This is a genomic window from Streptomyces shaanxiensis, assembly GCF_039537145.1.
In the GTDB taxonomy this organism is placed as follows: domain Bacteria; phylum Actinomycetota; class Actinomycetes; order Streptomycetales; family Streptomycetaceae; genus Streptomyces; species Streptomyces shaanxiensis.
The window spans coordinates 691,117-704,756 of sequence record NZ_BAAAZY010000012.1 but is presented as its reverse complement, the minus strand read 5'-3'; the positions used below and the strand labels follow the sequence as shown (position 1 = coordinate 704,756).

The 13,640-nt window shown below is 70.1% G+C and carries 13 protein-coding genes; 2 read left to right on the top strand and 11 right to left on the bottom strand.

Annotated elements, in window-relative coordinates; genetic code table 11:
* Positions 1–6: 6 nt before the first annotated feature.
* Entirely contained in the window at positions 7–792 is a 786-nt protein-coding gene (locus ABD932_RS26220; protein ID WP_345015960.1) for a 3-oxoacyl-ACP reductase, read from the top strand.
* 75 nt (positions 793–867) lie between these two features.
* Here the strand turns inward: ABD932_RS26220 and ABD932_RS26215 are convergent, their stop codons facing one another.
* From ABD932_RS26215 to ABD932_RS26205, 3 genes are all read right to left on the bottom strand, one after another.
* A complete protein-coding gene (locus ABD932_RS26215; RefSeq protein ID WP_345015959.1) occupies positions 868–1,635 on the bottom strand; it encodes an AfsR/SARP family transcriptional regulator in 768 nt (255 codons plus the stop codon).
* A gap of 153 nt (positions 1,636–1,788) precedes the next feature.
* Positions 1,789–3,924: an MMPL family transporter gene (locus ABD932_RS26210; RefSeq protein ID WP_345015958.1), complete on the bottom strand. Its 2,136-nt coding sequence runs from the start codon at positions 3,922–3,924 to the stop codon at positions 1,789–1,791.
* On the bottom strand, positions 3,925–5,661 hold the full coding sequence (locus ABD932_RS26205; protein ID WP_345015957.1) for an MFS transporter: 1,737 nt from the start codon (positions 5,659–5,661) through the stop codon (positions 3,925–3,927).
* A gap of 90 nt (positions 5,662–5,751) precedes the next feature.
* Here ABD932_RS26205 and ABD932_RS26200 point away from each other — a divergent pair, with 90 nt between their 5' ends.
* Positions 5,752–6,573 (top strand): TetR/AcrR family transcriptional regulator, encoded by an 822-nt coding sequence (locus tag ABD932_RS26200; protein ID WP_345015956.1) that lies wholly within the window; start codon positions 5,752–5,754, stop codon positions 6,571–6,573.
* Here the strand turns inward: ABD932_RS26200 and ABD932_RS26195 are convergent.
* From ABD932_RS26195 to ABD932_RS26160, 8 genes are all read right to left on the bottom strand, one after another.
* Positions 6,539–6,880, bottom strand: a complete 342-nt coding sequence (locus ABD932_RS26195; RefSeq protein ID WP_345015955.1) for an antibiotic biosynthesis monooxygenase — start codon at positions 6,878–6,880, stop codon at positions 6,539–6,541. The two genes, ABD932_RS26200 and ABD932_RS26195, sit on opposite strands and share 35 nt — an antisense overlap.
* Complete coding sequence (locus ABD932_RS26190; RefSeq protein ID WP_345015954.1) at positions 6,873–8,018, bottom strand: acyl-CoA dehydrogenase family protein; 1,146 nt, start codon at positions 8,016–8,018, stop codon at positions 6,873–6,875. Before ABD932_RS26190 ends, ABD932_RS26195 begins: the two co-directional genes overlap by 8 nt.
* Positions 8,015–8,899: an NmrA/HSCARG family protein gene (locus tag ABD932_RS26185; RefSeq protein ID WP_345015953.1), complete on the bottom strand. Its 885-nt coding sequence runs from the start codon at positions 8,897–8,899 to the stop codon at positions 8,015–8,017. Before ABD932_RS26185 ends, ABD932_RS26190 begins: the two co-directional genes overlap by 4 nt.
* A gap of 94 nt (positions 8,900–8,993) precedes the next feature.
* Entirely contained in the window at positions 8,994–9,827 is an 834-nt protein-coding gene (locus ABD932_RS26180) for a DUF6081 family protein (RefSeq protein ID WP_345015952.1), read from the bottom strand.
* 122 nt (positions 9,828–9,949) lie between these two features.
* Complete coding sequence (locus ABD932_RS26175; protein WP_345015951.1) at positions 9,950–10,345, bottom strand: PPOX class F420-dependent oxidoreductase; 396 nt, start codon at positions 10,343–10,345, stop codon at positions 9,950–9,952.
* A 1-nt stretch (position 10,346) separates the two neighbouring features.
* The gene (locus ABD932_RS26170) at positions 10,347–11,954 is read right to left on the bottom strand and encodes an MFS transporter (protein ID WP_425587514.1); all 1,608 of its coding nucleotides are present in this window, start codon (positions 11,952–11,954) and stop codon (positions 10,347–10,349) included.
* Positions 11,951–12,871, bottom strand: coding sequence for an NADP-dependent oxidoreductase (locus tag ABD932_RS26165; protein WP_345015949.1), 921 nt, complete (start codon positions 12,869–12,871; stop codon positions 11,951–11,953). The genes ABD932_RS26170 and ABD932_RS26165 overlap by 4 nt, the downstream gene beginning before the upstream one ends.
* 29 nt (positions 12,872–12,900) lie before the next feature.
* Positions 12,901–13,539: a hypothetical protein gene (locus ABD932_RS26160; RefSeq protein ID WP_345015948.1), complete on the bottom strand. Its 639-nt coding sequence runs from the start codon at positions 13,537–13,539 to the stop codon at positions 12,901–12,903.
* Between the last annotated feature and the right edge of the window lie 101 nt (positions 13,540–13,640).

Here is a 13,640-nt window from a genome sequence, read left to right as displayed (position 1 = left end):
GGACACATGGCCACGCAGGTCTCGAAGGTCGCACTGGTTACGGGTGCAACCAGCGGTATCGGGCTGGAGATCGCCCGACGGCTCGGTAAGGAGGGGTTGCAGGTCTTCATCTGCGCGCGCGGCGAGGAGTCGCTGCGCACCACGCTCAAGGAGCTGCGGGAGGCGGGAGTCGAGGCGGACGGCCGGACCTGCGACGTCCGCTCGGTCGCCGAGATCGAGGAGCTCGTGGCGGCGGTCGTGGAGCGCTATGGTCCGGTCGACGTCCTGGTGAACAACGCGGGCCGGCCCGGCGGCGGTGACACGGCCGAGCTCGCCGACGAGCTCTGGCTGGATGTGATCGACACCAATCTCACCAGCGTGTTCCGGGTGACCAAGCAGGTCCTGAAGGCCGGCGGCATGCTGGAGCGGGGAACCGGCCGGATCGTCAACATCGCCTCGACGGGCGGGAAGCAGGGCGTGGTGCACGCCGCCCCGTACTCCGCGTCGAAGCACGGCGTGGTCGGCTTCAGCAAGGCGCTCGGCCTCGAACTGGCCCGGACCGGCATCACGGTGAACGCCGTCTGCCCCGGGTTCGTCGAGACGCCGATGGCCGCGAACGTGCGCGAGCACTACTCGGAGATCTGGGAGGTGTCGACCGAGGAGGCCTTCGACCGCATCACCGCGCGCGTGCCGATCGGCCGGTATGTGCAGCCCTCCGAGGTGGCGGAGATGGTGGCCTATCTGATCGGGGACGGGGCGGCCGCGGTCACCGCGCAGGCGCTGAACGTCTGCGGCGGCCTGGGGAACTACTGACGTCCGGCAGCCCGGGAAATGCGGTGAGGCCCCTCGCGGACTGCGAGGGGCCTCACCGCATTCACGGGCCGGTGTTTACGCGAGCACATGGTCACCGTTGAGAATCTCCATATGCATGCGCTGTATTTCCGGCGTCGGGTCCACCCCCAACTCGTCGGACAGTATCTGCCTGAGATTTCGGTACGACGCCAGCGCCTCCGCGCGCCGGCCCACCGTGTAGAGCGCCCCCATCAGCTTGGCGTGCAGGGTCTCGTTCAGCGGATGTGAAATTACCAGGGACCGGAGCTCCGGAATCATGGGCCCTATCCTGCCCAGCCGCCAATTCGCATCTATGCGGAGCTGCACTCCGAAGAGCCGGAGCTCTTCCAGATGAGCGATATGGCTTTCGAGCACCCGGCCGCACGGAACGGTGGACAGTGCCGGTCCGCGCCAGAGATCCAGTCCCGCGTTCAGCGAGGCGAGCGCCTCCTCGGGCCGGTTCTCCTCGAGCAGCCGGCTGCCCGCGCGGATCAGCCGCTCCACGATCGTGACATCGAGCTCGTCATCGTCGATCAGAGCGAAGTATCCGGGCGGCCGGGTCAGGAGCAACTCCCGTCCCTCGCCTGTCACCTGGTGCTCCGCCAGCAGTCGGCGGGTGTGGTAGACGTAGGTCTGCAGGGTGGTCATGGCACTGCGCGGCGGATCGTCCCCCCACAACTCCTCGATGAGCACCCCCGAGCCCACCACCTCATGCCGCCTGAGCAGCAGCAACGCCAGGAGCTGGGTCGCTTTCGAGGATTTAAGCGGAATTAACCGCCCCGTATCATTGATTACATGAACATGCCCCAACAGATTGAATCTCATCCTGCGCCCCCGTCGAGATTCTCCGTTTTCTTAGGGGCGACGATAACAGGCCTACTTGACACACTTCAACGTGGTTGTTGTCACAAGAGATCAATAATTGGTCCAAATATAAATCAGCGCAGCAAGCTGCGCTGATTTATATTTACCGTCCTTTTACCGAGAAACGGGAGCCGGTGCCTCCGAATTCATGGAATCGGAAATTCCTCCTCCGGCTGATTCCTCGGGGGCGTCCGCGCGCCGGAAGAGCGCGTGCGGCCACCACATCCACCGGCCGACATCGAGGGTGAGCGCGGTGACCAGGACCGAGCGCACGATCATGGTGTCGAGCAGGATGCCCACCGCCACCGTGAAGCCGAGCTCGGCGATGAAGACCAGCGGCAGCGTCGCCAGTGCGGCGAAGGTGCCGGCCAGCACCAGACCGGCCGCGGTGATCACGCCACCGGTCGAGGTGAGGCCCTTGAGCGCACCCTGCCGGGTACCGAGCCGGTTGCTCTCCTCCCTGATCCGGGTGACGAGGAAGATGTTGTAGTCGACGCCCAGGGCGACCAGGAAGACGAACACCCAGAGCGGGAAGGCGGAATCGGCCCCCGCGAAGTCGAAGACGTGGTTGAAGAAGAAAGCGGCGAGGCCGAGCGCGGTGAAGAAGGACAGCACCACGCTCGCGATCAGCAGCAGCGGGGCCACGAGTGCCCGCAGCAGCAGCGCGAGGATGCAGAACACCACGGCGAGGATCACCGGGATGATCAGTCCGCGGTCGCGGCTGGACGCCTCGCGCATGTCGTGGACGACGGCGCTGCTGCCGCCCACCATCGCCTCCGCCCCGTCCAGCTTGCCGAGCGCCTCGCGGGCCGCGGTGACCGCCTCCATCGCCGCCGGACTGTCGGCTCCGGCGCTGAGCGTCGCCTCGACATAGGCCAGCCCGTCCTTGACCTCGGGCTTCGCGACCTCGGTGACGCCGGGCACCGTCTCCAGTGCGGCGCGTACCTCGGAGGCCGAGGAGTCCTTGGCGATGACGACCATCGGCTCGCCGGAACCGGCCGGGAAGTGCCGGGCGAGGATCTCCTCGCCCACCACCGACTCCGGCTTGGTCTTGAAACCGTCCTTCTGCTGCAGCCCGTCGGCGTTCAGGGTGACGGCCAGCACGGCCACCGCCCCCAGCACCAGGCTGGTCGTGATCCAGATCGCGCGCGGGCGGCCGGAGACCAGCCGGGCGACCCGGGTCCACACGCCCCGGGTGACGTCGGGCTCCGTACCGTTCTTCGGCCGGGCCGGCCAGAAGATCCAGCGGCCGAAGATCACCAGCAGGGCGGGCAGCAGCGTCATCATCGACAGCAGGCCGACCAGCACACCGACGGCGCAGACCGGGCCGAGGCCCTTGGTGGAGTTCAGCGCGGCCAGCAGCAGGACGAGCATGCTGATGGCGACGGTCGCGGCGCTGGCCACGATGGCCGGACCCGCACGGTGCAGCGCCACGGCCATGGCCTCGTGCCGGTCCTCGTGCCGCCGCAACTCCTCCCGGTAACGGGCGACGAGCAGCAGCGCGTAGTCGGTGGCCGCGCCGAGTACCAGCACCGTGAGGATCATCGCCGTCTGGGCGTTGACCGTGAGTCCCGCGTTCTTGGCCAGCAGGTAGATGATGGCCTGCGAGATGACCAGGGACATGCCCGCGGCGATCATCGGCAGCAGCCAGAGCAGCGGACTGCGGTAGGTGACGACGAGGATCGTCACGACGATCAGAAGGGTGACCAGGGTGAGTTTGAAGTCGGCGCTGCTGAAGGACTCCGCGGAGTCGGCGGCATAGCCGGTCGGGCCCGTCACATGGACGCCGAGACCGTCGGGCGCGTCGGGCTGCGCGGTCGCCCGCAGATCCTTCGTGGCCGCGTTGAGTCCCTCCCAGCCTTCCTTGCCGAGGTGGACGTTGACCACGGTGCGCAGGGCCTTGCCGTCGTCCGAGCGCACCGGGCCGAACGGCTCGCCCACCACGTTGGTGCCGTCCGCGAAGTCCGCGGCGTCGGCCCGGGCCTTCTCCTCGTCGGCGGCCGTGATCCCGGAGGGGCGGTCGTAGACGACGATGGCCGGGCTGGTGTCGGCGGGTTGGAACTTCTCGGAGAGCTCGAGCACTTCGGTCGATTCCGCGTTGCCGGGCAGCCAGGCGGCGGCGTCGTTCGACTCGACGTCACCGAGCTTTCCGGCCAGCGGCTGGAGCACGATCAGCAGTCCGATCCAGCCCACGAGCACCAGCCACTTGAGCCGGCGGCCGCCGGGCCAGGCCAGTAGTTTGCGTGTCATCTAGAAACCCTCTTCCTCACGAGGCTTGGGCGGCAGCCGGAAGGCCAGCGCGAAGGCCACCGCAAGCAGTCCGATCACGACCCAGAGCGTGCGGACCATCGCGGTGCTGAAGTTCTCGGTGTGGGCGGTCTGCCAGGCCCGAGCCGTGGCCTCGGCCAGCTGCGGCCGGGCCTGCTGGATGTTCCGGCAGCTGTCCGGCGTCCGTTCGGAGTCCTTCTGGCTCGCCGATTCCTTCAGGCAGTCCCGCAGATCGGCGAGGAGCCGGTCCTGCTCGGCCGACGTCGCCCCGGCGGCGGTGAGTTCGGCCCGGGTCCGGCTCTCGCCGTCGGCGACACTCGCCGTGGCCTGGGAGCCGAGCAGCCCGAAGAACAGCGTCGCGAGCACCGCGACGCCGACCGCGAAGCCGAGTTGCTGGACCGCGGTGAGGACGCCGGAGGCGGTGCCGGCCTCCTGCTTGTCGACATCGGCCAGGGCGATGTCGAAGAGCAGGCCGATCATGATGCCCATGCCGAGCCCGGCCACCGCGATGCCGGGGACGAGCTCCCAGCTGGTCAGTCCGCCGGCCTGGTCGCCGATGGTCAGCAGCATGATCAGTACGCCGAGTGCCATGACCACGAGGCCGCCGTGCAGGGCCTTGCGGCCGAACTTCGCGCCCAGCACCGCACCGGTCAGGATCGCGCCGACGACCAGGAACACCGACCAGGGCGTCATCGTCAGCGCCGCCCGGGTCGGGCTGAAGCCCAGGCCGATCTGCAGATGCAGGCCGAGCAGCAGGGACATTCCGGAGATGCCGGTGAAGAACACCAGCGCCACCGCAAGGCCGGCGGCGTAGCGGGACCTGCGCAGCAGGCTGAGCTCGATGAGCGTGGCACCGCCGCGCTTCTCCTGCCGCAGTTCGTAGGCGACGAAGGCGGCGAGCACGGCCGCTCCGGCCGCCATCATCAGATACGTCCAGGCGGGCCAGTCGCGTTCGCGCCCCTGGACGAGCGGGAAGATCAGCAGGGTCAGCCCGAGCGTCACCAGCAGCATGCCGCCGACGTCGAACTTCGGCCGCACGGGCGCCTTGCCTTCGGGCAGCAGCAGCACCGCACCGATGATCACGGCTGCCCCGATCGGCAGGTTGATCAGGAAGACGGACCGCCAGCCCGTGCCGAACAGATCGGCGTCGACCAGGAATCCGGCGACGATCGGGCCGAGCACGGCGCCCAGCCCGATGGCGGGCCCGAACGCGCCGAACGCCGCCGCGGTCTCCTTCGGCGGGAACATCTGCTTGATGAGGCCGAGCCCCTGCGGAATCATCAGCGCGCCCAGCCCGCCCTGCAGGAAGCGCGCGGCGATGAGCAACTCCGGACTGCCCGCCACCGCGCACAGCACGGAGGCCAGGGTGAATCCGACGGCGCCGACGACGAACATGCGCTTGCGGCCGTAGATGTCGCCCAGCCTGCCGCCGACCACGAGCAGGACGGCGAAGGCGAGCGTGTATCCGACAGTGATCCACTGGATGACGCTGAGGCTGCCGCCCAGGTCGGCGCGGACCGCGGGCGCGGCGATGTTCATGACCGTGCCGTCGAGCAGGTCCATGATCTCGGCGCCGAGGATGACACCCAGCGCAGCCCAGCGGCGCGCATAGGCCGGGGGCTCGGCCGTGGCTGCGTCCGGCCCCGGGTCCTGCCCGGACACCAGCGCCGTCGGAGGCGCCACGGCCCCGTCCGGCTCGTCTGCTTCAACGGAACTCATGGCATCCCCCGAGGTTCTCGACTATAGGTCCATGAACGACCACCGTTCTATAGTGGAACGGTGGTCGTGTCAAGAAACGGTGGCCCGTCGATGCCCTACGATGAGGTCTGCGACCTGCTGCGATGCGAAGGAAGGAGGCCCATGCCCGAGGAGATCCCCGTACCTCCGTGGCGCCGGCCGAAGAAGGCGCCGCCGCGCATGCCCCTGTCCCAGGACCGGATCGTCGACACGGCGCTCGGCATCCTGGACGCCGAGGGACTCGACGCGCTGAGCATGCGGCGGCTCGCGCAGGAGCTGAAGACCGGGCACGCCTCGCTGTACGCGCACGTGGGGAACCGGGACGAGCTGCTCGACCTCGTCTTCGACCTCGTACTGACCGAGGTGGAGATCCCGGATCCGGAGCCGGGCCGCTGGGCGGAGCAGGTCAAGGAGATGTGCCGGTCACTGCGGAGGGTGTTCCTGGCCCACCGGGACGTGGCACGCATCGCGATCGACCGGGTCCCGCTCGGCCCCAACGGGATCATGGGGATGGAGCGCACCCTGAACCTGCTGCGCGCGGGGGGCCTGCGGGACGAACTCGCCGCCTACGGGGGCGATCTGCTGTCGACCTTCGTCACGGCGGAGGCCCTGGAGCAGTCGTCCCGGCATTCCGGTGCGGAGCAGAGCCAGGAGCAGGCCGGCATGTTCGCCGACCAGCTCCATGGCTACCTGAAGTCACTGCCGGCCGCCCAGTTCCCGAACCTGGTCCACCTGGCCGGCCCGATCACCTCGCTCGACTCCGACCGCCGGTTCGAGCTCGGACTCGAGATCATCATCGCCGGCCTGGTCGCCGGAGCCGGTGACGGTGCGGACGACGGTGACGGTGCGGACGACGGTGTCAGGACGGCAGGATCGACCCCTCCGGGGTCATGAAGACGGCCTTCGGCGGTCCCGCCAGACCGGGCAGAGAGCTCAGCGCCTCCCGCAGCTTCGCCGAGCGCGGGTCGGCGCTGAAGTTCTCCCGGTAGGCCTGTTCGCTCTCCCACTGGGCGTAGTTGACGACCGCGGTGCCGTCCGTGCTCGCGTGATACGTGGCCGACAGAAAGCCGGGCACCTCACGGATCCACTCCTGCACCCCGCCCGTGGCCAGCTCCACCAGCTTGTGCTGGGTGGCGGGGCCGTCCACCGCGAAGGTGACGACGGCGACAAAGCCCACCCGGGGATCGTTCACTTCAGCCATCGTTGCTCCTCCTCAGCAGCTCTCCGGCATACAACGTCGCTCCCGGCCCGAACTGCAGCCCGATATGGCTCGCAGCCGCGTGCACATCGCGCCAGAAGCGCTGCAGCGGGCTGTCCTCCGCCTGCGCCCGGGTGCCCGCGGAGGCGAACAGCCGGTCGGTCGCGGCGGTCAGCAGCTCGGCCGCCAGGGCACAGTCCCGCGCCCCCCGGCCGACGAGTTCGCCGGTCACCCCGCCGGCGTCGGCGACCGCGGCGACCCGCTCCAGCAGTAGCTGGGCCGCGTCGATCTCGCCGGTGGACCGGGCCAGCGTGTGCTCGTACAGCACCCGGTCCTGGGAGGAAATGGCGTTCTGTCCGGTCGGCCCGGCCAGCTTCGCGGCGATCCACGAGGTCCACACGGCCGCGGCGCCGCGGGCCGCGCCGAGCATCGGCAGGGCGAAGGCCAGCCCGTTGACCGCCCGCATGGGCACGGTGTGGCAGATCGCCTCGGCACCCGGACCGAGGCCGGCCGCGATGGCCGCCCGGGTGCAGGCCCGCGCGTCCGGCACGAACACCCCGTCGAGCACCAGGGTGTTGCTGCCCGTTCCGCGCATGCCCATCGGGTACCAGCTGTCGACGATCCCGTACGCCTGTCGCGGCACCGCGAAGAACCACGGCTCCTGCCCCGCCATGGCGCACACCAGCGCCCAGTCGGAGTGGTCGACGACGCTGACGAACGGCCAGGTGCCCGAGACATGCCAGCCGCCCGCCGTCCTCTCGGCGCGGCCGAGCGGCATCAGGGCACCGACGATCAGGGCATCGGGGCCGGCGGACCACAGCTCGGCCTGGCCCTCGTCCGGCAGATAGGCGGCCATCCGGCCGAGACTCGCCGTGAGCGAGGCGTACCAGGCGGTCGACGAGCAGGCCTCGCCCAGCACCGCGACCGGCTCCACGAGCTCGGCGAAGGTCGCGGCCCGGCCGCCGTGCGCCACCGGAACGAAGTGGGCGGCGAAACCGGCCTGAAGGACCGCACGGACGACATCGGGGCTCAGCCGGCGCTGCTGCTCGGCGTCGGCCGCCCGCTTCCCGGCCAGCTCGGCGATCCGGCCGGCCCCGGCCGCCAGAGGGGAGCGCTCCTGGGTCATCGTGTCCCCGCTCATGCCGGGTCCATCGGGGCCCAGCCGGTCTTGGCCAGCCACTGGTCGAGGGTGAGCATCTGCGGGAACTGGGCGCGCAGCGTGGGGATGTCGGCGTGATAGCCGATCCCGTTGAGCCAGGTGTACGAGATCGCCTGCCATTCGAAGCCCGTGCGGTGCAGCTCCGGTATCGGCACCGAGACGAAGCGGGCGGGCAGCCCGGTGTGCCGGCCGAACGCGTCCGCGATCTGCTCGCCGGTCAGCTCGTCCCCGGCCAGCTCGATCTTGGCGCCGCCGAAGGTCTCGGGGTCGTCGAAGGCGTCGGCCGCGAAGTACCCGATGTCGGGGCCGCTGATCATCTGCAGGGTGTTGGTCGGCCCGAGCCCCCGCCGGAAGGTCAGCGCGCCGTCCTCCATGACGAGGGGCGACATGTCGTGGTTCAGGTTCTCCATGAAGTACGACGGCCGCAGGAAGGTGAAGTTGAGCTCGTTCTCCTGGATCCGCTGCTCGATCGCGAGCTTGGACAGCCGCCAGTTCACGCCCTCCGGCCGCTCCGCCCCGCCGACCGAACTGTGTACGTAGTGCTGGATGCCGAGGTCGCGGGCGGCGTCGGCACAGATCTTGCCCTGCCGCTCCTCGCCCTCCACGCCCGCCGGTGTCATCGGCGTCTGGATGCTGAACACCCCGTAGGCGCCCTTCATGGCAGCGCGCACCGACTCGGCGTCCTCGAGGTCGCCGGTGTGCAGGCTCGCGCCCAGTTCCCGCAGCTCCTTGGCCTTGGGCGCGCCCGGGTCGCGGACGAAGGCCCGGACGGTCCAGCCGCGTTCCAGCAGGTACCGGGCCGCGGAGCCGCCTTGCTTGCCGGTGGCGCCGAGGACCAGTACGGGCTTGTTCTCATCGGGCATGGCTGTGCCTTTCGTTGGTCGTCGTCACGAGTCGGTCGTCGTGAGCCGGTCGTCACGCGTCGGGCGTCACGCGTCGGTCATCACGCGTCGGTCATCACGCGTCGCGGGAACCGGCGGGCGAGGTGGACACCGAGAGCCGGCGGGCCGACAGCCGTATCCCTTGGCCGAAGTAGCGCTCCAGGAACAGCCCGAGGCCGAAGCTGAGTCCGCGCGGCCGTACGAGCTCCTCCCGGCCGCCGTTGTCCCGCCGGAGCCAGCGCGTGTCCAGCGAGCGGAAGCCGATGCGGTCCACGGACAGCACCTCCTGCCCGTCGGCCGTCCAGTGGGCGGTACCGGCCTCGGCGTCGTAACCGACCTGGAGCCGGTGGAGCGTGCCGGGCGTGCGGTCCGCGACCGGGACGCAGTAGGTGAAGGACGCGAAATCGGCGTCCGGCTGCAGCGCGAGGCGCTCGTAGACCGCGTAGAGCCGGCTGTGCGTGAGGAAGAAGTCGAAGATGATGCCGGTCTCGAGGTCGACCGAGATCAGACCGCCCGCGCCGAGCCGGGCGTCCGCGGTCGGCTCGGCCACGTCGTCGTACGGATGGGAGCGCAGGCCGAAACCGCGCAGTCCCACCTCGGCCGTGACCGAGAGCAGTTCGCCCGGCACCGCGGTGAACCCGCCGCGCGCCGAGGCGGTGCCGCCGGTGGTGAACGCACCCCAGCGCAGATGGAGCGGGGCGCCGTCCGGCCCGGGCTTCGGTTCGGTGAACGCCGGCCGCCTGGTCCGGGGGTGGGCGGCGCTCGGCACGACCACCAGGCCGTTCGGCCCGCCGCGGACCACCCCGTCTCCTTCGGGGAGACCGTCGACCGGGCGCAGCCGCCACGGCGCGCCCGGTCCCTCGGTCACCAGTCCCCCGGTGAAATCCTCATGGAAGATCTCTGTGCTCATCCGGCCCTCCCCGTGGTGTGCCCGTCCTACGGGCTCCACCCTGGCAAGAGGGCTTCGAGGTCCGCTCGAAGCGGAGTCGAAGGGGCCTCGGTCAGAGTCACCTCAGTCAGAAGGCGCCTCGGTCAGACGTTGCGGCCGCGCTGAGCGGTGTCGTCGCCGATTCCCCAGGTGATGATCCGCTTGGGGTGGATACGGATCATCGCGGTGCCGAAGTACGGGTGCGGCGGCTGGGCGTCGGTGAGTGCCTCGGCCCGGCCGCGCACTTCGATACCGCGTACGTTCCACGGCTGCGTGGAGAGCAGATCGTCGACGACGAAGGCGACCTGGTCGTTCTTGCCGACGTTGCGGAACTTCTTGCTGGCCGTCAGATTGTGCCCGCCGATGTCGATCGTGCCGGTCTCGGTGTTGATCGTGAACGAGACGGGGTTGACCTGGGGCTGGCCGTCGGCCGCCACGGTGGCCAGCCGGCCGAGGTTCTGGGAGGCGTAGTACTCGAGCTCGTCAGGAGTGAAAGGCATGTCAGCTTCCTTGGGCCTTGGTCTTGGTGTGGTCGGAATGCTCCCGGCCGGGCAGGGGGCCCGCCGCGGGCTTCGGAGTCATGACGGTGGAGGGCAGCCAGCGGAGCACGGCGAGGGCGCCCACGAGGGCCGCCGCGGCGGCCACCCCGGCGGCCAGGTGCATGGCGTCCAGGAAGGCCTGCCGTGCGGGACCGACAAGTCCGCTCTCCCCCAGCCGAGTCGCAGCCAGCAGCGTGGCGTCCAGGGACTCGCCGGCCTCGTGCCGCACGGACGGCGGCAGTACGGCGAGCTCGTCCTCGATACCGCTGCGGTAGGCGGCGCCCATGAGGGAGCCGAGCACCGCGACGCCCAGGGCACCGCCCAGCTGGCGCACGGTGTTGTTCATCGCGGAGGCCACGCCCGCCTTCTCGCGTGGGATCGCGTTCATGATGGACACGGCTGCGGTCGGCATGACGCAGGCTACGCCCGCCCCCAGTGCGGCGAACAAGACGAGGATCAGCCAGAGCGGAGCGTGCTGCGTCACGAAGACGACTCCGGAGAGTGCGGCGGTCACGGCCAGCATGCCCGCCGCGCACACGTTCCGGGGGCCGATCGAGCGCACCAGGACCGTGCTGAGGGGTCCGCAGACCACGTTCGCGACGGCCAGCGCCACCGTGCAACTCCCGGCCTGCAGCGGGGTGTAGCCGCGCACGCTCTGCAGGTAGAAGGCGCTGAAGAAGAGGAAGCCCATCATCGCGAAGCTGACGAAGCCGACGGCCGCGACAGCGGTGGAGAAGGCTTTCAACCGGAAGAAGCCGAGCTCCAGCGAGGGTTCCGCCGTACGGCGCTCGTGCCACAGGAACACGCCGAGCAGGCCGAGGCCGGCCAGGCCGGTTCCCCAGACCGTGGGCTGGGTGACCCCGCCGGTCCGGCCGGCCTCGATGATGCCGTAGACGAGCAGCACGAGACCGGCGATCGAGAGCAGCAGCCCGCCCGCGTCGACGCGCTTGCCCGCGAGGCCCCGGGTCTCGGGCACCACCAGCACCACCGCGACCAGGCAGACCGCCACGATCGGCACGTTGATCAGGAAGACCGAGCCCCACCAGAAGTGCGCGAGCAGCAGCCCGCCGGTGACGGGCCCGATACCGAGGGCGAAGCCGACCGAAGCCGCCCAGATCCCGAGGGCCTTGGGGCGCTCCCGCATCGGGAAGACGGCGGCGATGGTGGCGAGCGTGCTCGGCAGGACCGCCGCGCCGCTCACCCCCATGCAGGCGCGGGCGGCGATGAGCTGCTCCGGCGATCCGGCGTAGGCCCCGGCCAGGGACGAGAGCCCGAACAGGCCGAGGCCCAGCAGGAGTACGCGCCTGCGGCCCAGCCGGTCGCCGAGCACACCCCAGGTGAACAGCATCGCCGCGAAGGCCAGGGTGTAGGCGCTGAGCACCCATTCGACCTGGCTGTGGGAGGCGCCGAGGCCCTCCTCCGGGTCGGTGAGGGTGCGCAGCGTCACGTTGAGCACGGTGTTGTCGAGGATGATGCTCACCAGGCTGAGGACCAGCACCGCGAGAACGGCCCAGCGCCGCGGATGCCCCTCGTGCGCCGGGCCGCCCGGTCGACCAGGGCCCGGTGTCACAGGTCCGGCACCAGGACGAGCTTCCCGCGCACATGGCCCTGCTCCAGCCTGTGGTGGGCCTCGGCCGCCTTGGCGAACGGGAGGACGGCCTCGACGTGCGGCCGCAGCCGGCCCTCGGCGCAGAGCGCGGCCAGGGCGGCGAGCCGCTCGGCGGACCGCACCACCTGCGGCATGACGATGCCCTCCTGGGCCGCGGCGCGGAAGTTGGCGATGGTGGCGATCCTGGCCCGGTCCGCGACGAGTTCGAGCGACACGGCGAGCGCCTCCGGTCCGCCGTGGCAGTCGAGGGCGGCGTCGACGCCGTCCGGGGCCAGGGCACGCACCCGGTCGGCGAAGCCCGGGCCGTAGGCGACGGGCAGCACGCCCAGCGACCGCAGGAACTCGTGGTTGTGCTCGCCGGCGCTGCCGATCGCCGTGCCGCCCCGCTCCCGCACGAGCTGGACGGCGATGCTGCCGACCCCGCCGGCCGCGGCGTGCACGAGCACGGTGTCCCCCTGGCCGACGCGCAGTGCGTCCAGGGCGATGTCCGCGGTCTGCCCGACGGCCGACAGGGACCCCGCGACCTCCCACGACAGCTCCGGCGGCTTGGCGGTGATCTGGTCCGCGCCGACGGCGAGGAGCTCGGTGCCGGACTGCATGACGGCGAACCCCAGCACCTCGTCGCCGGGCGCGAACCCGGTCACCTCCGGGCCGGTCCGCTCGACGACCCCGGCGAACTCGTTGCCGATGATCTGCGGGAACTCGACCGGATAACGACCCCGCATGCCGCCGGAGCGCACCCGGCAGTCGAACCCGTTGACCCCGGCGGCCCGCACCCGGACCGTCACCTGGCCCGGCCCCGGCACCGACTCGGGGACATCGACGAGGCCCAGTACGTCCGGCCCGCCGAATTGGTGGATGGCTACGGCCTTAGGCATGCGTTCTCCACTTTCGTTTGACGGTGCTGTTACTTCTTGACCTGCGTGCTGGCCAGGACGGTCTGGGGCTTCGCCGGGTCCGGGAAGCACTCGAACGGGCCCCACTCGTCGAGGGTCGGCTGGTAGCGGTACCAGTAGAAGCCCGGCTTCTCGTAACTCGAGCCGCCCGGGCCGAAGTTGAGCGTACCCGTGGCCTTGGGCGCCTTGTAGGTGACCTTCAGCGTCGGCAGGTCGAACTCGACGCCGCCCTCGAACGGGCCGGACGCGCTCACGATGATGTCCCCGCCCTGGACCTCGGCCTTGAGAGCGGAGTCGCCGAGGCCGCTGCCTCCGGTGAGCTTCACCTTCTTGACCTTCGCGCCCTCCGGGATCCGGTAGGCGACCCGCACGTCCTTGACGATCTTGTTGTAGTCGGCGAAGGCGGTGATCGGCGCCGGGTCGTACGTGGCCTGGAACTGCTTGTTCGCCCGGACGGAGGCGGGCACGGTGACATCGAACCCGCGCTTGTAGTCGTAGACAGGGTGCGTGTTGCCCTGCACCCAGGTGCGGCACTCGTACGGCACGTCCACGTTCGCGGCATGCGCGCTGGTGCCCAGGCTCATGATTCCGCCCAGAGCGAGGGCGGACGCGGTGGTCAGACGTATCACCTGTTGACGCTTCGAGGTCATGGAAAGTTCTCCTTCGGATTCTTGGAAAACGAACTCGGAATGGACGGCCAAGAAAGGCCAATAAAGGCCAAGGAAAGGCCGAGGAATGGCCGAGGAATGGC